We start from the raw sequence: 20,217 nt of genomic DNA, 5'->3' as shown, positions 1-20,217 counted from the left end.
CGCAGCCTGTCCCCGCCATGAACGCGAACCGCGCCGTGGCCGAGAAGCGGTAGCGGGGCGAGGGAGTGCACGGAACGACTCATCGCATCCAGGAGGAAAGATGAGCACGCAGGCTGCATCCACCAGGCCGATGAATCGGCCGCAGGAGGCACCCGGCCGGGCGGCGGTGCAGGAAGCACCCATCGCTCCGATGATGATGCAGGACGGACAGCGGATTCCGGTGCAGGCGCCCGGGACGGAAACCAAGCCGTCGCTGCGGACCACCGAGTTCTGGGTCTACATCGCGGCCGTGGCCGCCGTGCTGGTCGCTTCGCAGTTGGCGGGCAAGAACTCGGTCGGGGTGGACATCTTCCGCGCCAACCAGGCCTGGTTCTTCATCACGCTGCTGACCATCGGTTACCTGGGTAGCCGCGGTCTGGCCAAGGCCGGTAGCGGCTGGCGCAGCGCAGAAGAGCGCAAGGCTCGGCATTGAGTGAGCGACACCTGAGAGCGACGGCGGCCCCGGGAGTTTTTCCCGGGGCCACCGTCGTCGGTCGTCCTACTCGAAGTCACCGCCGAAGTCACCGAAGTCGCCCTCGAAGGCGTCCCCGATCAGCTCGCCGGCGACGAGACCGCCGGCGACGCCGAGCGCGGTGCCCGCCACCACGCCGCCCATCCCGTGCCCCCGGCCGTGGCCGTGCGGCGCGCCGAAGCCGTGGGCGCGCTGGTTGCCGTAGCGGGAGGTGGTCTCGCGCAGCCAGCCGTCGACCACCTGGACCCAGTCGGTCCGGTCGGCGTCGGCGTGCGGGACGGCGTACCGGCCGACGACGTCGTGACCGGCGCTGAGGAAGCCGCCGCGCTTGTCGCACTCCAGGATCACCTCGACGCCCCGCTGGCTGGTGACGAAGGTCAGCTCGACCTCGGTGACCGTCCGGGCGTACTGCGGCGCGGCGAAGAACTCGATCTCCTGGTAGAACGGCAGCGTCTGCTGCACGCCACGGATGTGGCCGCGCTCCAGGTCGGCGTGCTTGAAGCGGAAGCCGAGCGCCTGGAAGGCGTCGAGGATCCGCTCGTGGATCGGCAGCGGGTGCACCGCCACGTGGTCCAGGTCGCTCTTGTCCACCGCCCGGGCAACCGCCAGCTCGGTGCGCAGCCCCATCGTCATGCCGTGCAGGCGCTGGCCGTACACGTCGGTGACCGGGGTCTCCCACGGCACCGGCAGCTGGAACGGGATGGCGAGCTGCTGCTTCGGGGCCAGCTCCAGCGGCCCGCTCACCGCCATCCGGTGGAACTCCATGATGCCGGCGTACTCGGAGTCGCCGCCCTCGATCTCGACCCGGGTGACCAGGCCGACGGTGATCTGCTCGATGCTGGCCGGCGCGTCCCCGCCGACGAGGTTCACGTGCCCGTCGAGGGTGAGCCCGGGTCGGGTGTTCGGGTTGGCCAGCACGGTGTCGACGCTGGGGCCGCCCACGCCGAACGCGCTCAACATCTTCTTGAAGACCATCGGTCACTCCCGCGGGACGGCGCTCCACCATGGAACGTCGGAGGCATTGCTGAGGGAACCCTAACGCGAGGCGCTGTGAAGTGGCTGTGAACGCGCTCAGTCCGCCTCGACGACAATCAGCTCGCCGACCTGCTCGCCGATCTGGCGGCGCCCCTCCGGCGGCAGCTTCCCGTCGCTGATCAACATGTCGGCGTCCTCGAGCGGGGCGATGGTGGCGATGCCGATCGTCTCCCACTTGGTGTGGTCGGCGAGCACCACCAGCCGCCGGGCGGAGCTGATCAGCCGCCGGTTGACCGCCGCCTCCAGCAGGTTGGGGGTGGTGAACCCGGTCCGCGGGCTCATCCCGTGCACGCCGAGGAAGAGCAGGTCGACGTTGAGGGCGGCGATCGCCGCCTCGGCCACCGGCCCGGTCAGCGCGTCCGACGGGGTACGGATGCCACCGGTCAGCACCACGGTCTGGTCGGCGCGCGGGTCCTGGTAGAGCGCGTCGGCGACCGGGATCGAGTTGGTCACCACGGTCAGCCCGCGGACGTCGGCGAGCCGGGCGGCGAGGGCGGCGGTGGTGGTGCCGGCGGAGAGGGCGATCGCCATGCCTGGTTCGACCATCGCGGCGGCCCGTTCGGCGATGGCCCGCTTCTCGGCCTGCTGGCGGATCGACTTCGCGGCGAAGCCGGGTTCCTCGGCGGACCCCGGACCGGCCAGGGTCGCCCCGCCGTGGACCTTGTCGACCAGCCCCCGCTCGGCGAGCACCTCCAGGTCCCGCCGGATCGTCATGTCCGACACCCCGAAGCGACTGACCAGGTGGCTGACCCGCACGCCGCCGCGCTGCCGGATCAGCTCCAGGATGGCGCTCTGCCGTTGCTGGGCGAGCATGGGACCTCCTTCGGGCGCACGGGGAACGGTAGACGGGCTCAAGCCGGCTCGGCGGCCCGGTCCACCGGCGGCTCCGCCGTCGGGACGCCGGCCGTGGACCCGGCGGCGATCGGCCGGTCGGTGGCGGCCTCCTCGCGGACCACGGCCACCTCCCCGGCCGGTACGACCAGCTCGCCGTCGCAGCGGGCGGCGTCGAGCAGCTCGGTGCCGGTGACGGCGAGCCGGGCTTCGGCGTCGGTGTGGTTGATGACGAAGAGCCAGCTCCGGTCGGCGTCGCGGCGGCGGACCACCTCGACGCCGGCCGGGGCGGGCACCGGTGGGCGGACGCCGGACTCGGCGAGCAGCCGGGCCACGAGACGGTCGGTGGCCGCCTCGTCGAGCCGGGTGCCGACGTACCAGGCGGCGCCGGCGCCGGCGGGGTGCCGGGTCAGCGCGGGCACGCCGGGCAGCGGCCCGTCGGCGTACGACGCGAGCACCTCCGCCCCCTCCGGGTGCAGCCACTCGGTCCACACGTCGGCGGTGGCGCCGTCGTCGAGGCGGACCCGCTCCCCCGCGCGGAGCGGGAAGAACTCCTCGGTGCGGATGCCGAGCAGCTCCCGGAACGCGCCGGGGTAGCCGCCGAGCCGGATGTGGTCGTGCTCGTCGACGATGCCGCTGAAGTAGGTGACCAGCGCGGTCCCGCCCGCCTCGACGTACCGGCGCAGCGCCTCGGCGTCGGCGTCGTGGACCAGGTACAGGGTGGGGACCAGGACCAGCCGGTAGCCGGAGAGGTCGGTGGACGGGTGCACCACGTCGGCGGTGACCCCGGCCCGCCAGAGCGCGCCGTGCAGGGCGGCGAGCCGGTCGGCGTACGTGACGTCGACGCTGGGGTGGGAGTCGAGCTCCGCGCCCCACCAGGCCTCGTAGTCGAAGAGGATCGCCACGTCGGCGTCGACGCGGCTGCCGCGTACCTCGGCGAGGGCCCTGAGGTCGGCGCCGAGCCGGCAGACCTCGCGGAACACCTTGGTCTCCGGGCCGGCGTGCGGGACCAGCGCGGAGTGGAACTTCTCGGCACCTGCCCGGGAGGCCCGCCACTGGAAGAAGAGCACCCCGTCGGCGCCGCGCGCCACGTGCGCGAGGCTGTTGCGGCGCAGCTGGCCGGGGGTCTTGGCGACGTTGCGCGGCTGCCAGTTGACCGCGCTGGTGGAGTGCTCCATCAGCAGCCACGGGTCGCCGCCGGCGACGCCGCGGGTGTGGTCGGCGGCGAGCGCCAGCCCGACGTGCGCCTCCGGGTCGGCGGCGGTCAGGTAGTGGTCGTTGGCGACCACGTCCACGTCGGACGCCCAGGAGTGGTAGTCCAGGTACTTGATCCCGGTGCCGATCATGAAGTTGGTGGTGACCGGCTGCGGGGCCAACCGCTTCAGCACCTCCCGCTCGGCGCGCAGCTGGGCCCGCTGCTCGTCAGAGGAGAAGCGCAGGAAGTCGAGCTGCTGGGTGGGGTTCGCGAAGGTCGGCGCGGTCCGCGGCGGGTTGATCTCGGCCCAGTCGTGGTAGCGCTGGCTCCAGAAGGCGGTGCCCCAGGCGGCGTTGAGCGCGGCCAGGTCGCCGTACCGGTCGCGCAGCCAGCGGCGGAACGCCTCGGCGCTGACGTCGCAGTAGCAATGCACGTTGTGGCAGCCCAGCTCGTTGGAGACGTGCCACATCACGACGGCCGGGTGCTCGGCGTAGCGGCGGGCGACCGCCTCGACCAGGGCCAGCGACCGCTCCCGGAAGACCGGCGAGCTGGGGCAGTACGCCTGCCGGCCGCCGGGCCAGAGGATCGCGCCGTCGGCCCGTCGGGGCAGCGTCTCCGGGTACCGGTGGGCCAGCCACGGTGGTGGGCTGGCGGTGGCGGTAGCGAGGTCGACGTTGATCCCGCCGCCGTGCAGGACGTCAAGGGCGCGGTCGAGCCAACCGAAGTCGAACTCGCCGGGAGCGGGCTCCAGCAGGGCCCAGGAGAAGATGCCGACCGAGACCAGGTTGACCCCGGCCCGGCGCATCAGCGCGACGTCCTCGACCCAGGTCTGCTCGGGCCACTGCTCCGGGTTGAAGTCCGCTCCGTACCAGATGCCCTCGCCGTGCCAGCTCCGCATGAGAGCAGAGCGTGCACCTCGACGGCACCCAAGTCAACACTTTCCAACATCGACAGAAATTCCAACGTTTACTTCGTCTCAGCCGTGTCACAACTGGGTTATCAGTGACCGTCGACCCTCTTGACAGTCACGTACGGAGGGGTAACTTGACGAGCCACCGGCTGTTTGTGTTCGGACATGTGGATTCACGGTGGATCTAATACTGCCGGCGCGAACACCGATCCCCGCTACCCGTCACGGCCCTTGGGCGCAGCGCACCTCTTCCACGCAGGAGGAACAATGTCCCGTCCCCGATCGCAAGCCGAGTACCTCGCCCGACTCGTACCCCCGTCCGTCGCCGGCCTGAACCGCCGCTCGCTGCTGGCCGGCGCGGCCGGCACCGGCGCGCTGCTCGGCACGGGACTGCTCGCCGGCTGCGGCTCCGACTCGGACTCCGGGTCGGACTCCAAGACGGTCTCGGTGGGCTCCAACCAGTCGGACCCGAAGCCGAAGGACGTCATCGCCAAGGTGATGGCTGGCTTCCAGACCGCGTCCGGCATCCAGCCGGCGGTCAACACGGTCGACCACAACACGTTCCAGGAGAACATCAACAACTACCTGCAGGGCAAGCCGGACGACGTGTTCATGTGGTTCGCCGGCTACCGGATGCGGTTCTTCGCCGCCAAGGGGCTGGCCGGCGACGTCAGCGACGTCTGGGGCAAGCTCTCCGGCTACTCCGACGCGTTCAAGAAGGCGTCCACCGGCGACGACGGCAAGCAGTACTTCGTCCCGGCGTCGTACTACCCGTGGGCGGTCTTCTACCGCAAGTCGGTCTGGCAGCAGCACGGCTACCAGGTGCCGAAGAACCTCGACGAGCTGAACACCCTCGGCGCCCAGATGAAGAAGGACGGCCTCGCGCCGATCGCCTTTGCCGACAAGGACGGCTGGCCGGCGATGGGCACCTTCGACATCCTCAACCTGCGGATCAACGGCTACCAGTTCCACGTGGACCTGATGGCCGGCAAGGAGGCGTGGACCTCCGACAAGGTGAAGAAGGTCTTCGACACCTGGGCCGGGCTGCTGCCGATCCACCAGCCGGACGCCCTCGGCCGGACCTGGCAGGAAGCCGCCCAGTCGTTGCAGCAGAAGAAGAGCGGCATGTACCTGCTCGGCCTCTTCGTCGCCCAGCAGTTCAGCAACGACGAGCAGGACGACCTGGACTTCTTCACCTTCCCCGAGATCGACCCGGCGATCGGGGCGAAGGCCCTGGACGCGCCGATCGACGGCTACATGATGGCCCGCAAGCCGAAGTCCGAGGCCAACGCGAAGAAGCTGCTGGAGTACGTCGGCTCGAAGGACGCCGCGAACATCACGGTGAAGAACGACCCCAGCACCCTGGTCGCCAACACCGGCGCGGACACCAGCGGCTACACCGCGCTGCAGAAGAAGGCCGCCGAACTGGTCGGCTCGGCCACCGAGATCGCCCAGTTCCTCGACCGGGACACCCGGCCGGACTTCGCCTCGACGGTGATCATCCCGGCGTTGCAGCAGTTCATCAAGAACCCGAAGGACATCAGCGGGCTGCTCACCAGCATCGAGAACCAGAAGAAGTCGATCTTCACCAGCTGACGGCGAGAGGGGGAGGACATCGTGTCCGACCTGCCCCTGATCCAAGCGGATCGCGCCGTGCCGCCGCCGGCCACGACCACCTCCACGGGTGGTCGTGGCCGCCGGCTACGGCTCCTGTCCCGCACCGACCGCGTGGTGATCACGCTGATGGTGCTCGTACCCCTGCTGCTCGTCACCGCTCTGGTCTGGCTGCCCGCCCTGGCCACCGTGCTGCTCTCCGGCACCGACTGGGACGGCATCGGCCCGTTCGGCGAGATCGACTGGGTCGGTCTGAAGAACTACGACGACGTGGTGAACATCTACCCGCCGTTCGTGCCAGCGGTGCAGAACAACCTGCTCTGGTTGGCCGCGCTCTTCGTGGTGGCGACGCCGTTCGGCATGTTCCTCGCCGTGCTGCTGGACAAGGAGCTGCGCGGGAGCCGGTTCTACCAGACCGCGCTCTACCTGCCGGTGGTGCTCTCGCTGGCGCTGATCGGCTTCGTCTGGCAGCTCATCTATTCCCGCGACGAGGGCCTGCTCAACGCGGTGCTGGGCACCGACACCGACTGGTACGGCGACCCCAACGTCAACATCTGGGCGGTGCTCTTCGCCGCCGGGTGGCGGCACGTCGGCTACATCATGCTGCTCTACCTGGCGGGGCTGAAGGGCGTCGACCCGTCGCTGCGAGAGGCCGCCGCGGTGGACGGCTCCTCGGAGGCGAGCACCTTCTTCCGGGTGGTCTTCCCGGTGATGCGGCCGATCAACATCATCGTGCTGGTGGTGACGGTGATCGAGTCGCTGCGCGCGTTCGACCTGGTCTGGGTCATCAACAAGGGTCGCAACGGGCTCGAGTTGATCTCCGCGCTGGTCACCTCCAACGTGGTCGGCGAGGCCAGCCGGATCGGCTTCGGCTCCGCGCTGGCGACCATCATGCTGGTGGTCTCCCTGGTCTTCATTGCCCTCTACCTGACCACCGTGATGCGGGAGGACCGGAGATGAGCACCGCGACCCTGACCCGTGAGCCGGCGGCCGCCGCCCCGGCCGGACGCCGCCGGCCACTGCGGCCCGCCCGGGTGGTCCTGCACCTCTTCCTGGCCGCGGTGGCCGTCGGCTGGCTCTTCCCGATCCTCTGGGCGGTGCTGACCTCGCTGCGGTCCTACCAGTACACCGCCGCCCACGGGTACGTCTCGTTCGGCGGTTGGACCTTCGACAACTACATCACCGCCTGGCAGACCGCCGAGTTCGGCAAGCACTTCCTCAACTCGGTCTACATCACCGTGCCGGCGGTGCTGCTCACGCTATTCCTCGCCTCCTGCGTTGCGTTCGTGATCGCCCGGTTCAGCTGGAAACTCAACATCGTCCTGCTCGGGCTCTTCACCGCGGCGAACCTGCTGCCGCAGCAGGCGCTGCTCATCCCGCTGTTCCGGCTCTTCACCCAGGTGCCGCTGCCGGAGTTCATGAGCGACTCCGAGCTGCTGTACGACAGCTACTGGGGGCTGATCCTGGTCAACGTCGCCTTCCAGTGCGGGTTCTGCGTCTTCGTGCTGAGCAACTACATGAAGGCCCTGCCGCACGAGCTGTACGAGGCGGCGATGGTCGACGGGGCGAGCGTCTGGCGGCAGTACTGGCAGGTGACCATGCCGCTCTGCCGGCCGGCCCTGGCCGCGCTGGCCACCCTGGAGGTGACCTGGATCTACAACGAGTTCTTCTGGGCCACCGTGCTCATGCGCACCGGCGACAAGTTCCCGGTGACCAGCTCGCTGAACAACCTGCGCGGCGAGTTCTTCACCGACAACAACCTGGTCTCGGCCGGCTCGGTGCTGGTCGCCATCCCCACCCTGGTGATCTTCTTCCTGTTGCAGAAGCAGTTCGTCCGGGGCCTCACCCTGGGAGCCAGCAAGGGATGACCATCGTCCACCTGCGCCGCGCGCGGACCAGCCTGGTGCTCGACGCGCGCGGCCCCGGGCTGCCCCGGGTCGTGCACTGGGGCGCCGACCTCGGACCGCTGCCCGCCGACGACCTGGCGGCCCTGGTCGACGCCACCATCCCACCGGTGGTGCCGAGCAGCTTCGACGCGCCCACCGTGCTCTCCCTGCTGCCCGAGGCGAGCGCCGGCTGGAGCGGGCGGCCGGGTCTCGCCGGCCACCGGAACGGGCGGGACTGGTCGACCGCCTTCCGCCTCGACCGGCTCGACGTGTCCGACGTCGGCCCGGACCTGGGCCGCGTGGCGCCGGGCGAGGGCGCGGTGGTCGTATCCGAGGAGGACGGTGTGCACGACGGGCCCAGCGCGGCGCGGGTGACCGTGCGGGCGGCGGACCCGGGCGCGGCGCTGTCGCTGACCATCGAGATCGCGCTGGACGCGCACGGCCTGCTGACGGTCCGGCACCGGCTGCGCAACGACGGCGACGCCCCCTACGAGGTGCGGGAGCTGACCCCGGTGCTGCCGGTGCCGGCGGTCGCCACCGAGCTGCTCGACCTGACCGGCCGCTGGTGCCGGGAACGCGCGCCGCAGCGGCACCCGTGGCCGATGGGCGCCTGGGTGCGGGAGGGCCGGCACGGGCGGACCGGACACGACGCGACGCTGCTGCTGGTCGCCGGCACGGCCGGCTTCGGCTTCGGCCACGGCGAGGTCTGGGCGGTGCACACCGCGTGGAGCGGCGACCACGTCACCGTCGCCGAACGCCGCCCCACCGGCGAGTCCACCCTGGCCGGTGGCGAGCTGCTCGCCCCCGGCGAGATCATGCTCGCCCCCGGCGAGGAGTACGGCACTCCCTTGCTCTACGCCGTCCACTCGACCGCCGGGCTCGACGGGCTCAGCGACGTGCTGCACACCCATTTGCGCGCCCGCCCCGCGCACCCGCGCACCCCCCGGCCGGTCACCCTCAACGTCTGGGAGGCGGTCTACTTCGACCACGACCTGGACCGGCTGACCAGCCTCGCCGACCGGGCCGCCGAGGTGGGCGTGGAACGCTTCGTCCTCGACGACGGCTGGTTCCGGGGCCGCCGGCACGACCGGGCCGGCCTCGGCGACTGGTGGGTCGACGACGACGTCTGGCCGGACGGCCTGCAACCGCTCATCGACCACGTCCGCAAGCACGGGATGCAGTTCGGGCTCTGGGTCGAGCCGGAGATGGTCAACCCCGACTCCGACCTGTTCCGCGCCCACCCCGACTGGCTGCTCCAGGTGCCCGGGCGGCTGCCGCCCGAGTGGCGCCACCAGCAGGTGCTCGACCTCGCCCACCCGGAGGCGTACGGGCACCTGCTCGGGCGGCTGGACGCGGTGCTGAGCGGGCATCAGGGCATCGCGTACCTGAAGTGGGACCACAACCGCGACCTCACCGAGGCCGGGCACCAGGGCCGGCCCGGGGTGCACGCGCAGACGCTCGCGGTCTACCGGCTGCTGGACGAGCTGCGCGCCCGGCACCCGGGCGTGGAGATCGAGAGCTGCTCCTCCGGCGGCGCCCGGGTCGACCTGGAGATCCTGCGCCGCACCGACCGGGTCTGGGCCAGCGACTGCAACGACGCCCTGGAGCGGCTGTCGATCCAGCGCTGGACCGGGCTGCTGCTCCCGCCCGAGTTGGTCGGCACCCACATCGGACCGGACCGCTCGCACACCACCCACCGGGTGCACGACCTGGGCTTCCGCGCGGCCACCGCGCTCTTCGGCCACCACGGCATCGAGTGGGACATCAGCGCCGTCTCCGCGTCGGAGCGGGCCGAGCTGGCCGCCTGGGTCGCGCTGCACAAGCGGCTCCGCCCGCTGCTGCACGCCGGCCGGGTGGTCCGGGTCGACCACCCGGACCCGGCCGTCCAGGCGCACGGCGTGGTCGCCCACGACGGCTCCCACGCGGTGTACGCGGTCTCCCGGCTGACCACCTCGGTCGCCCAGATCCCCGGCGCCGTACGCCTTCCCGGACTGGACCCGCACCGGCGGTACGCGGTCCGGCCGGCGGCCGGGGTGCCGGAGCCGGCGGTGCTCCAGCTGAGCGAGCCGGGCTGGCTGGCCGGCGGTGGGGTGACGCTGAGCGGGGCGGTGCTGGGCGCGGTCGGCCTCCAGATGCCGGCCCTGCACCCCGAGCAGGCGTTCCTGCTGGAGCTCACCGCCGTCGACTGACCAGTTCGGGTGCGGTTGTTGTCGCTGGGACGACGAGAACCGCACCCGAAGCCGGCGTCGGTCACGTGGAGCTCCACCCCCGTCGCCGGAGCCGATCGAACCCGTCCAGGAGGAGGTCGAGCGCGAACTCGAACTCGAACTGGTCGTCACAGCCCGGACCGACCACGGACTCCTCGTCGTGGTCCACCCTCGCCGCGACCTCCACGAGGTGGGGGTACCGGGCTGACATCTCACGGAGCCCGGCCGCCCGCACCTGCGGGTCCGGGCTCTGCGGTTCGTCGAAGAGTTCCTGGCTGAACCCGAGGGCACGGCTGCCCAGCGCGTGCATCACGTGATGCGTGAGATCGACGGAGAATCCGCCGGCCCGGAACATCCCGATCATCGAATCCAGGTACTCCAGCACAACCGGCGTCGGGGTGGTGCGCGACTCGATCGCGCGCGAAGCCCACGGGTGACGCAGGAGCGCTCGCCGTGCCGAGAGGATTCGCTGCCGGACCGCGGTCTTCCAGTCGACGTCGGGATCCGGCGGGTCGATCTCGCCGACGACGACGTCGACCATGCCGTCAAGGAGTTCATCCTTGTTCGCGACGTGCTTGTACAGCGCCATCGGCACGACGCCGAGCTCTCGGGAGAGCTTGCGCATGCTGAGTGCGTCGATCCCGGCGTCGTCGGCGAGAGCGACGGCGGCGAGCAGCACCCGGGCTCTGCTCAGCGGGGCGCGGCGGGTGGCATCCGCCTCGTGGGACATCGATCACCCTTCCGCTGCGACCGCTGCTGACCGGTTCCTGCCCTTGACAGGTGTACATCGTACACCTAGCGTTCCCGGCTATCAGGTGTACGGCGTACACCGGCGGTGCGCGAACGAGGGAGTGGACATGGGTTCGACGAGGAGAACCGCGGTTGCCGCGGGCGTCTTCTTCCTGATCACGGAGATCGCCGCAATCGCGGGGCTGGTGCTGTACCAGCCGGTCCTGAGCGACGCCAGCTACATCGTCGGGGCCGGCGCCGACGGCCGCGTGCTGCTGGGCGGACTCTTCGAGCTGATCCTCGTCGCCGCCGTCATCGGCACCGCGGTCACGCTGTATCCCGTCGTCAAGAGCCAGCACCCCGGCCTCGCCCTCGGCTACGTCTGCGGTCGCCTGCTCGAAGCCGCTCTCATCGCCGTCGGCGTCATCAGCGTGCTGTCGGTCGTGACGCTGCGACAGGACCTCGGAACAGCCCCGGGCACGGACGAACCTTCACTCGTCACCGCCGGCAGGGTGCTCGTCGCCATTCACGAATGGGCCTTCCTGCTCGGCCCCAACGTCGTGCTGGGCGCGAACAGCCTGCTGCTCGCCTGGCTGATGTACCGGTCGGAGCTCGTACCGCGGATCATCGCCGTGCTGGGACTCGTCGGCGGCCCGCTCATCTGCGCCTCGGCGACCGCCGTGCTGTTCGGCCGCTACGACCAGCTCTCCCCGTGGGGCTCGATCGCCGCGCTTCCCGTGTTCGCCTGGGAGGTCAGCCTCGCCGCGTACCTCATCCTCAAGGGATTCAGGCCGTCCCCCCTACCGCACCGCACGTCTCCACCGCCCGCCGCCCGACTCCCGGCGGCGCAGGTATCAGCGTAAGACGATGAAGGGCGGCGGGGAAGCGGACACCAGGGTTGACCGCCGGTCGGCGGGGTATCCGGTGACGATCTGCCCGGAAGGAGAACCACATGGTCAAGGTCGGCTACACCCTGATGTGCGAGCAGACCGGCCCGAAGCAGCTGGTCGACTACGCGGTACGCGCCGAGGCGGCCGGCTTCGACCAGCTGGTGATGTCCGACCACTACTACCCGTGGCTGGACTCCCAGGGCCACTCCCCGTACGCCTGGTCGGTGCTCGGGGCCGTCGCGCACGCCACCAGCCGGGCCGAGCTGATGTCCTTCGTGACCTGCCCGATCCGCCGCTACCACCCGGCCGTGGTCGCGCAGAAGGCCGGCACCATCGGCGTCCTCTCGGACGGCCGGTTCACCCTCGGCCTCGGCGCCGGGGAGAACCTCAACGAGCACGTGGTCGGCGGCTGGCCGCACGTGCAGCAGCGGCACGAGATGTTCGAGGAGGCCCTCCAGATCATCCGGCCGCTGCTCAACGGCGAGACGCTGACCTTCTCCGGCAACCACTTCGACGTCCCCGACGCGTACCTCTGGGACCGGCCGGACCGCCCGGTGCCGATGGCGATCGCCGCCTCCGGCCGCCAGTCCGCCACCCTCGCCGCCGAGTACGGCAACGGCCTGGTCGCCACGGAGCCCGACGCGCACCTCATTCAGATGTACGACGACGCGGGTGGCGCGGGCCAGCCCCGCTTCGGCCAGGTCGCGATCTGCTACGGCCCGGACGAGGCCGAGTGCCGCAAGCTCGTGCACGACCAGTTCCGCTGGTTCGGCATGGGCTGGAAGGTCAACGCCGACCTGCCCGGCCCCGAGTCGTTCGCCGCCGCCACCCAGTTCGTCCGTGAGGAGGACGTCGCCGAGGGCATCCCCTGCGGCCCGGACGTGGACAAGCACGTCGAGGCGTTCAAGAAGTTCGTCGACGCGGGCTTCACCCACGTGGCGATCGTGCAGGTGGGCGGCGAGACCCAGCCGATGTTCCTGGACTGGGCGCAGGAGCAGCTGCTGCCGGGCTTGCGCGAGCTGTGAGCCTGACGCGGTCCAGGCCGGCAGGCTCCGGAGCCGCCGGCTTCGATGCGACGCGCTTCGGGGCGGCGGCCTTCCGGAAGGTGTCGCCGCCGGGGCGGTTCCGGGTGGCCGAGCTGCGGCTCGCGCTGGCGGCGCCCCGGCCGGTCGCCGGCCTGACCAGTGAGTTCCGGCTCGTCGACGGGCTGCGGACGCACACCCGGCGGTCGGCCGATCCGGGGGCCGGCGCGCCGCCCGTGGTGCTGGTGCACGGCCTCGCCGTCTCGCACCGCTACCTCACCCCGCTCGCGCTGACCCTGTCGGCCACCCATCCGGTGTACGTCCCGGACCTGCCCGGCTTCGGGCTGACCGAACGCCCCGGCGCCGCGTACGACGTGTCCCGGCACGCCGCGCACCTGGCCGCCTGGCTCTCCGCGTACAGTCTGGGGCCGGTCTGCCTGCTCGGGCACTCGTTCGGCGCCGAGGTCGCCGCCCGGCTCACCGCCGACCGGCCCGACCTGGTGCGCGCCCTGGTGCTGGCCGGTCCGACCAGCGACCCGGCGGCCCGGTCCCGGCGCGGCCAGTTCGGCCGGTGGCTGGTGGACACCCTGCGGGAAGCCCCGGCGCAGCTGCCGGTCCTGCTCCGGGACGTGCGGGACGCCCGCCCCTGGCGGGTGTACGCCTCGCTGTCCCACTCGGTCCGCAACGCGATCGAGGCGGACCTGGTGCGGATCGCCGCGCCGACGCTCGTGCTGGCCGGCGCCCGGGACACGATCGCCCCGCCGGCCTGGCGGGAGGAGGTCGCCCGGCTCGTCCCCACCGCCCGCACGGTGACCGTGCCGGCCGCCGCGCACAACGTCGCCACCACCGCCCCGGCGCAGGTCGCCGACGCGATCCGCGCCCTGCTCGCCCCCGCCCTGAAAGGTTGACGTCATGCGTATCGGCAACACCGAGATCCGTCCCCTCGGCGGGGGCCTCGGCTGCCTGCTGATGATCCTCTTCTCGGTCCTCGCCTCGGTCGTCCTGACCGTACTGCTCAACCTGCTGCTCTGACCCGCGCCGGCGCCCCGGCCGGCCCGGGGGAAAACCGCGGACGCGCCTCCGCCATGACCCAGAATGGGTCGAGGAGGCGTATCGGATGAACCTGCTGACCGTCCTGCCGCTGGCCTTCGTCATGGTCGCCGGGCCCCAGCTGATCAGCGCGGTGTTTCTGGCCGCCAGCCGGGACCCGCGGCGCAGCTCGGTGGCCTACCTGGCGGGCGCGGCGCTCGGCACCGGCCTCGCCCTGACCGTCTGGTACCTCGTCTTTCGGGCCGTGAAGCACACGGCCGGCGGCGAGGACCCGGACAGCGGCAGCCGGCACCTCGTCGACTGGATCGTGCTGGCGGTGCTGCTGGCGGTGATGGTGGGCATCTTCCTGCGGCGCGGGCACCGCGAGCCGCCGTCCTGGATGAGGAAGCTGGAGGATCCCCGGCCGCGCCTCGCGTTCGGGCTCGGCCTGCTGCTCATCGCCGCCATGCCGACCGATGAGGCCATCATGGCCTCCGTCGCGGGCTCCCTGGCCGGGCACGACCGGCCGTGGTGGCACCTGCTGCCGTTCCTGGTGCTCACCATGCTGCTGCTGGCCCTGCCGCTGCTGGCGCTGCTGCTCCTCGGCCACCGCGCCACGGTCGCCCTGCCGAAGGTGCGCGACTGGGCGAACACGCACTCCTGGGTGATCAGCGAGCTGGTCACCCTGATCTTCGTCGCGATCGTGGTCTCGGACCTGGCGAAGTGACCACGCCCGGATCGGGGCGGCGCGTCGACCGGCAGGGACGTCAGCGGCGCAGGCCGAGGGCGGTCAGCACCTCGCGGGAGGTGAGCCGGACCGGATCGAGCACGGCGCGGCGGACCCACCGCCGGGCCGGACCGACGGTGGCCCGCCAGCCGGCCCGGACGGCCCGGGCCAACGGCACCGCCGTGTGTCGCCAGGTCGCCCGGACCGCCCGCCCCAGCGGCACGGCGGTGTGCCGCCAGAGCCACCGCAGGGCCAGTCCCGTCGGGCGCAACAGCACCCGGTGGAGGAAGCCGAGCAGCCGGCCGGCGAGCCACCAGGCGCCGATCACCGCGTCCACCAGCACCCGGCCGACGGCCCGGGCCGACCCGAGCAGCGCCCGGCCGAGCACGGCCAGCCCCGCTGAGAGCACCCGGGCGACCGCGCGGACCCCGGCGGCCAGCGCCCGGGCGACGAGGGCCAGCCCGTGCAGCAGGGCGCGGCCGGCCGGAGCGAGCACCCGACCCAGCCAGCGCAGCGGCCGGACCACCAGGTACCGGACCAGCCAGGCCAGCGGAGTCCAGACCAGGGTCCGGCCCAGCCAGCTCAGCGGACGCCACACCAGGTGCACCGCCAGCCGGGCCACCCCGTGCGCCACCCGGACCAGGGGACGCCACACCAGGTGCACCGCGGCCCAGGCCAGGCCGCGGCCGAGCCAGACCAGCGGCAGCCACACCAGGGTCCGGGCCGCCCAGGCCAGGGGACGCCACAGCAGCCGCACCGCGACCCACGCGACGGCCGCCGCCAGCCGGACGAGCGGCAGCCAGACCAGGGTCCGGGCCGCCCAGCGCAGCGGGCCCCAGATCAAAGTGCGGGCCACCCAGGCGAGCGGGAGCAGCAGCCACCGGAGCAGGAACCGGCCGGCGGGCGTGAGCAGGTGCCGGTCCAGCGCCCGGCCGGTGGCGGCGGCCAGCTCCCACAGCAGACGTACCGGCAGCACCACGAGCAGGGCGACCCCACGCGCGACGGCCGCGACCAGCGGCGGCTCCGCCGCCCGGACCTCGTCCCGCCGCGAATGACGGGCGGCGTCGGGACCGGCCGTGTGGCGCTCCCCCGGCTCGGGGCCGACGGCCGGCGCGCCGGCGTACCCCGACGGCCCGTCCCCGGCGGGCGAGCCCGGCCGCCGGGACGGATCGGACGGTCGGAGGGTGGGCGGGCCGGTCACGGCGTCACGGTAGCCAGACGGGGCAACGGCCGCCGCCCCGCTCAGCCGGGTGCCAGCTCCAGGTCGGCGACGACCGGGTAGTGGTCGGAGGCCCGGTCGGTCTCCCGGTCGCGGACCACCCGGACCTGGCGGGTCAGCGCGGCCACCGCCGGGGTGGCGAGCAGATAGTCCAGGCGCATCGCGGCGAACTCGGCCCCGCCGTGCCGGGTCGGCACGGTCTGCCCGTCCGGCTCCGCGCCGCCGGCGTGCGGCCAGAGGTCGACCAGGCCGGCCGCGAGCAGTCGGGACACCGCGCGGGTGTCGACGGTACGGCCGTTGCGGCGCAGATGCCGACGACGGTAGAGGTCGGGCAGGCCGGCCAGCCGCTCGGTGTGGTCGACGGTCGGGTCGAGGGTGTTCAGGTCGCCCGCGACCAGGGTGAACGGGCCGTCGGCGCGCCGCACCGCCGCCGCCAGCCAGTCGGCCTCCATCCGCCGCCGCCCACCGGAGTACGGGTCGAGGTGGGTGCTGACCACGGTCAACGGTCCGGCCGAGGTGGCGACCACGGCCCGGGCGGCGGCGTGGTGGAACGGCCGGCGTACCCGGCCCGCCGAGAGCATCCGCAGCGGCGGGCGGACCAGCACCGCGACCGGCTGGCCGAGACAGGAACGGGCCAGGTGGGGCGTCATCCCCACCCGGCCCGCCACGTCGGCCAGCAGCCCGCCCCGGTCGAAGCCGCGCAGCTCCTGGAGAGCCAGCACGTCGGGCCGCTGCGCGGTGACGACCGCGACGATCCGGTCCAGTCGGTCGTCGCCGCCGCGGTCCCGGCCGCCGGTCCGGATGTTCCAGGTCATCACCCGTAGCATGGGCGCCGGTCAGTCCTCCCGGCCGGCGTTAGCCAGCTCGTCGTCCAGCTCGCGCACCTGCTCCGACTCGATGGCCGGCCGGTTGCCCTGGTGCACGTCGGCGTTGGGCCGCACCACCCAGTAGAGCAGGCCGATCCAGAGCGCGCCGAGCAGGATCGCGCCCATGAAGTCCGTCGGGTGGTGCATGCCCCGGTACATCCGGGAGGTGGCCACCCCGACCGGCATGAGCACGGCCAGCGCCACGAAGAGCCAGCGCCACCAGCGGTCGGTACGGGCGAACACGATGATCGCCATCGCGGTCCACAGGCAGATCGTCGCGGCGATGTGGCCGGACGGGAAGGACGAGGTCGGCATCTGGCCGTCCAGGTTCTCCACCGGCGGGCGCGGCCGCTCGACCACCCGCGCGGAGGCGAGGAAGAGGCTCAGCTCGCCGAACATCGCCAGCACCACGAAGAGCACCGGCCGCCAGCGCTTCCAGATCGCCAGGACGAGGGGGCAGAAGACCAGCGAGACCAGCAGGATCGCGTGGGTGTCGCCGAACTTGCTCCACCACCAGCTCAGCCCGGTCAGCGTGTCGGTGCGCCGCGCGGCGAACCACTGCGGCACCTCGGTGTCCAGGGTCTCGAAGAAGGTCCCCTTGGCGTGGTAGCTGACGAGCATCCCGAAGCCGTACAGGACGCCGAAGACGATCACCCAGCCGACCAGCAGCTCGGCGACGGAGGAGCGGGGGTGCTCCAGTACGTGCTCCTCGGCGGGGGCGGGGGTGATCTCCTCGCCCGCCTCGGGCTCCAGGCCCTCGGTGATCGGCGGCACCGGGCGGCCGCGCTCGCGCCGCCACAGCCGGAAGGCGTACGCGGTGACGCCGAGCCACGCCGCCCCGAGCAGCCAGCCGCCGAGCACGTCGGAGACGAAGTGCACGCCCAGCGCGATCCGGGTCAGCCCGATCAGCACGACCAGCACGGCGGCGATCGCGATGGCCGGCTTGCGCCAGCGCGGCGCCATGGCCGGCAGGAAGACCAGCAGCAGCGCCCCGTACGCGACGAACGAGCCGAGCGCGTGCCCGCTGGGGAAGCTGTTGCCCGGTGGGCTGGCGACCGGCACGTCGACCACCGGCCGCAGCCGGCCGACGAGGGCCTTCAGCGACGGGTCGAGGATCAGCCCGCCGACCCCGGTGATGATCAGGTAGACGGCCAGCCGGGACTGGCGGCGGATCAGCAGGCCGACCACGGCGATGGTGACCAGCCAGATCAGCACCGGCCAACCACCCAGGTCGGTGATCGCCTGGAGCACGGTGACCAGGGCGTGGTGCGGGGCGACGAGGCCGTTGAACCACTCGGCCGCCTCGTGGTCGGCGTGGTACAGCGGGCTCCACTTGAAGCGGACGAGCATGAGCAGCAGGCCGAAACCGACGCCCGCGCCGGCGATGACGAACAGCCCGGCGATGCTGCGTTCGGCGAAATGGCCGAGCGGCCGTCTGGTGGTCTCCTTGACCGCGGTCACTCCGCACCTCCCTTGTCTCCTGGCGAGGCGCGCAGTACCCGATTCGCGCTCCGCGTACACGCGGCCTACGGCGCGCCGGGTCAGAGCGAGGTCATCTCGCCGGTGTCGAGGGCCTCTTCGCGCTCGGCCTCCGGCTCCCACAGGTCCGGCTGCGCCGGCTCCTGGACGCCGATCCGCATCGCCTCCAGCTGGGCGGCGAAGGCCAGCCCGCCGAAGAGCGCCATCCCGGTGAGGTTGGCCCAGAGCAGCAGGGCCATCATCCCGGTCAGCGCGCCGTAGGTCTGCCCGAAGCCGCCGCCGAGCTTGACGTACGCGGCCAGCAGCAGGCTGGCCAGCCACCACAGCACGGTGGCGATGCCGGCGCCGAAGAAGAGCCAGGAGAGGCCGGGCTGGTTGCGCCGGGGCGCGTGCCGGAAGAGCACCGCCACGGCGACCACGGTGAGCCCCAGGCTCAGCGGCCAGCGGACCACGTCCCAGGCGGCGTTGGCGAAGCCGCCCCACTCGTAGTGCCGCTGCACCGAGTCGCCCATCGCCCGTCCGCCGACCAGGATCAGGAAGCCGGTCAGCGCCGGCACGCCGGCGGTCACCGCGAGGATCGCGGCGCGGATGTACTTGGCCAGCGCGGGGCGGTCCCGTTCGACGCCGTAGATCCGGTTGGCGCCCCGCTCGATCTGGGCCATGGTCGTGGTGAGCGCGATGAGGCCGGTCAGCAGGCCGAGGGTCAGCGCCAGCTCGCCGGCGCGTTCGGTCCGCTCGCTGTCGCCGAGCAGGTCCTGCACCACCGACTCGCTCTGCCCGGGGGTGAGCGCGAGCACGGTGTCGGCGACGACCCGGCCGCCCTCGTCGGCGCCCAGGTCGGTGATCAGGCCGGTGAGCGCGATCAGGAAGGGCACCACGGCCAGGCAGAGCTGGAGCGCGAACGCCCGGGAGTGGCTGAACCCGTCGCCGTAGCGGAACCGGATGAAGGCGTCCCGCAGCAGGCACCAGCCGCCGTGGCGGCGCAGGGTGTGCCAGGCGTCGTCGGCCGACAGCTCCTCCTCGGCCATCAGCCGGGTCTCCGGCACCATCCGGGTGCTACTCACGTCGGGCCTCCTCGACCAGGCGCTCACCGCGCTCGGCCGCCGCCTCGGCGTCCACCGACAGGTCGGGGTGCTGCGCGGGACGCGGCACGCAGAGCCAGAGCGACTCCGGCTTGATCTCGGCCTTGAGCGACCGGCCCGGCTCGATCAGGTCCCCGTCGAGCTGCCGGGGCTGGGCCCGGTTGCTGGTGATCGCGACCTTGCGACCCTTGAAGACCTCCATCCGGGGCACGCTGCCCCGGTGGCGCATCAGCGCCCAGCCCATCGCGAGCCAGTGGCCCAGGGTGCGGGGGGTGAGCACCGCGACGTCGAGCCAGCCGTCGTCGGGCTCGGCGTCGGTGAGCAGCCGTACGCCGCCCTGGAGGCGGCCGACGTTGGCCACCAGCACGGACCGGGCCCGGCGGCGCAGCGGCGGCTGGTCGTCGATCCGGATGGAGACCCGCATCGGACGGTCCCGGAGGTGCTTCGCGGCCCCCACGACGTACGCCGGCCAGCCGATCCGCGCCTTGGTGGTCTCGGAGGTGGAGTCGAGCATCTGGGCGTCGAAGCCCATCCCGGCCATCACGGCGAAGCACTGGTCGCCGACGACGCCGACGTCCAGCCGGCGGCGTCCGCGTTCCACCGCGATCTCCAGGCCGGCAGCAAGGTCGTTGGAGAGGCCCAGGTTGGCGGCGAGCAGGTTGCCGGTGCCCAGGGGCAGCACGGCGAGCGCGACGTCGGTGCCGGCCAGCGCGGTGACGCAGGCCCTCACCGTGCCGTCGCCGCCGCAGGCGAAGACGACCTCGGCGCCGGCCCGCACGGCCTGCTCGGTCTGGCCCCGGCCCGGGTCCTCGACCGTGGTCTCGTACCAGGTCGGTGCCGGCCAGCCGGCCGCGGTGAGGGCGCCGTCCACGGTCCGGCGGAACTCGTCCAGATCGGCGACCTTGACCGGGTTGACCACCACGGCCGAGCGCAGCCCGGCGTCACCTGCCGTCGGCTTGTCCTGTCCGCTGTCCACGGCGCCAGT

General features: G+C 72.4%; 18 protein-coding genes. 9 read left to right on the top strand and 9 right to left on the bottom strand.

Translation table 11 applies throughout. The features are described 5' to 3' along the window. The first annotated feature begins 100 nt into the window (after positions 1-100). On the top strand, positions 101-472 hold the full coding sequence (locus tag EV384_RS13735; protein ID WP_130333533.1) for a hypothetical protein: 372 nt from the start codon (positions 101-103) through the stop codon (positions 470-472). Positions 473-538: 66 nt separating this feature from the next. Here EV384_RS13735 and EV384_RS13730 read toward each other — a convergent pair whose 3' ends face one another. From EV384_RS13730 to EV384_RS13720, 3 genes are all read right to left on the bottom strand, one after another. Next, positions 539-1,486 (bottom strand): sporulation protein, encoded by a 948-nt coding sequence (locus tag EV384_RS13730; protein ID WP_130333531.1) that lies wholly within the window; start codon positions 1,484-1,486, stop codon positions 539-541. 96 nt (positions 1,487-1,582) lie between these two features. Further along, a complete protein-coding gene (locus EV384_RS13725) occupies positions 1,583-2,359 on the bottom strand; it encodes a DeoR/GlpR family DNA-binding transcription regulator (RefSeq protein ID WP_130333529.1) in 777 nt (258 codons plus the stop codon). 38 nt (positions 2,360-2,397) lie between these two features. Then, entirely contained in the window at positions 2,398-4,470 is a 2,073-nt protein-coding gene (locus EV384_RS13720) for a beta-galactosidase (protein WP_130333527.1), read from the bottom strand. A gap of 279 nt (positions 4,471-4,749) precedes the next feature. Here EV384_RS13720 and EV384_RS13715 point away from each other — a divergent pair, with 279 nt between their 5' ends. The 4 genes from EV384_RS13715 to EV384_RS13700 are packed head-to-tail and all read left to right on the top strand — an operon-like array spanning position 4,750 to position 10,171. After that, a complete protein-coding gene (locus tag EV384_RS13715; RefSeq protein ID WP_130333525.1) occupies positions 4,750-6,078 on the top strand; it encodes an ABC transporter substrate-binding protein in 1,329 nt (442 codons plus the stop codon). A gap of 21 nt (positions 6,079-6,099) precedes the next feature. Then, complete coding sequence (locus EV384_RS13710; RefSeq protein WP_130333523.1) at positions 6,100-7,056, top strand: carbohydrate ABC transporter permease; 957 nt, start codon at positions 6,100-6,102, stop codon at positions 7,054-7,056. Then, entirely contained in the window at positions 7,053-7,964 is a 912-nt protein-coding gene (locus EV384_RS13705) for a carbohydrate ABC transporter permease (RefSeq protein ID WP_130333521.1), read from the top strand. The genes EV384_RS13710 and EV384_RS13705 overlap by 4 nt, the downstream gene beginning before the upstream one ends. Next, positions 7,961-10,171: an alpha-galactosidase gene (locus EV384_RS13700; RefSeq protein ID WP_130333519.1), complete on the top strand. Its 2,211-nt coding sequence runs from the start codon at positions 7,961-7,963 to the stop codon at positions 10,169-10,171. Before EV384_RS13705 ends, EV384_RS13700 begins: the two co-directional genes overlap by 4 nt. A gap of 61 nt (positions 10,172-10,232) precedes the next feature. Here EV384_RS13700 and EV384_RS13695 read toward each other — a convergent pair whose 3' ends face one another. Next, positions 10,233-10,919 (bottom strand): TetR/AcrR family transcriptional regulator, encoded by a 687-nt coding sequence (locus EV384_RS13695; protein ID WP_130333517.1) that lies wholly within the window; start codon positions 10,917-10,919, stop codon positions 10,233-10,235. A 127-nt stretch (positions 10,920-11,046) separates the two neighbouring features. On the opposite strand from EV384_RS13695, the gene EV384_RS13690 reads away from it, so the two are divergent. The 4 genes from EV384_RS13690 (at position 11,047) to EV384_RS13675 (ending at position 14,586) form a co-directional block, all read left to right on the top strand. Beyond that, positions 11,047-11,781 (top strand): DUF4386 domain-containing protein, encoded by a 735-nt coding sequence (locus tag EV384_RS13690; protein ID WP_130333515.1) that lies wholly within the window; start codon positions 11,047-11,049, stop codon positions 11,779-11,781. An 89-nt stretch (positions 11,782-11,870) separates the two neighbouring features. Beyond that, positions 11,871-12,833: a TIGR03557 family F420-dependent LLM class oxidoreductase gene (locus EV384_RS13685; protein WP_130333513.1), complete on the top strand. Its 963-nt coding sequence runs from the start codon at positions 11,871-11,873 to the stop codon at positions 12,831-12,833. A gap of 104 nt (positions 12,834-12,937) precedes the next feature. Next, positions 12,938-13,738: an alpha/beta fold hydrolase gene (locus EV384_RS13680; RefSeq protein WP_242624038.1), complete on the top strand. Its 801-nt coding sequence runs from the start codon at positions 12,938-12,940 to the stop codon at positions 13,736-13,738. Positions 13,739-13,947: 209 nt separating this feature from the next. Further along, the gene (locus EV384_RS13675) at positions 13,948-14,586 is read left to right on the top strand and encodes a GAP family protein (protein ID WP_130333509.1); all 639 of its coding nucleotides are present in this window, start codon (positions 13,948-13,950) and stop codon (positions 14,584-14,586) included. Between the two features lie 40 nt (positions 14,587-14,626). Here the strand turns inward: EV384_RS13675 and EV384_RS13670 are convergent, their stop codons facing one another. The 5 genes from EV384_RS13670 to EV384_RS13650 form a co-directional block, all read right to left on the bottom strand. Further along, the gene (locus EV384_RS13670) at positions 14,627-15,787 is read right to left on the bottom strand and encodes a hypothetical protein (protein WP_130333507.1); all 1,161 of its coding nucleotides are present in this window, start codon (positions 15,785-15,787) and stop codon (positions 14,627-14,629) included. 41 nt (positions 15,788-15,828) lie between these two features. Beyond that, positions 15,829-16,632, bottom strand: coding sequence for an endonuclease/exonuclease/phosphatase family protein (locus EV384_RS13665; RefSeq protein WP_130333505.1), 804 nt, complete (start codon positions 16,630-16,632; stop codon positions 15,829-15,831). 9 nt (positions 16,633-16,641) lie between these two features. After that, positions 16,642-18,132 (bottom strand): phosphatase PAP2 family protein, encoded by a 1,491-nt coding sequence (locus EV384_RS13660; protein WP_130333503.1) that lies wholly within the window; start codon positions 18,130-18,132, stop codon positions 16,642-16,644. Between the two features lie 80 nt (positions 18,133-18,212). After that, positions 18,213-19,214 carry a YihY/virulence factor BrkB family protein gene (locus tag EV384_RS13655; protein ID WP_130333501.1) on the bottom strand — a complete coding sequence of 334 codons (1,002 nt, stop codon included), beginning with the start codon at positions 19,212-19,214 and terminating at the stop codon, positions 18,213-18,215. Beyond that, the gene (locus tag EV384_RS13650; protein ID WP_130333499.1) at positions 19,207-20,208 is read right to left on the bottom strand and encodes a diacylglycerol/lipid kinase family protein; all 1,002 of its coding nucleotides are present in this window, start codon (positions 20,206-20,208) and stop codon (positions 19,207-19,209) included. The genes EV384_RS13655 and EV384_RS13650 overlap by 8 nt, the downstream gene beginning before the upstream one ends. Positions 20,209-20,217 lie beyond the last annotated feature (9 nt).

Source organism: Micromonospora kangleipakensis (genome assembly GCF_004217615.1).
Taxonomy (GTDB): Bacteria; Actinomycetota; Actinomycetes; order Mycobacteriales; family Micromonosporaceae; genus Micromonospora; species Micromonospora kangleipakensis.
This window is presented reverse-complemented; position numbering and strand designations above follow the sequence as displayed.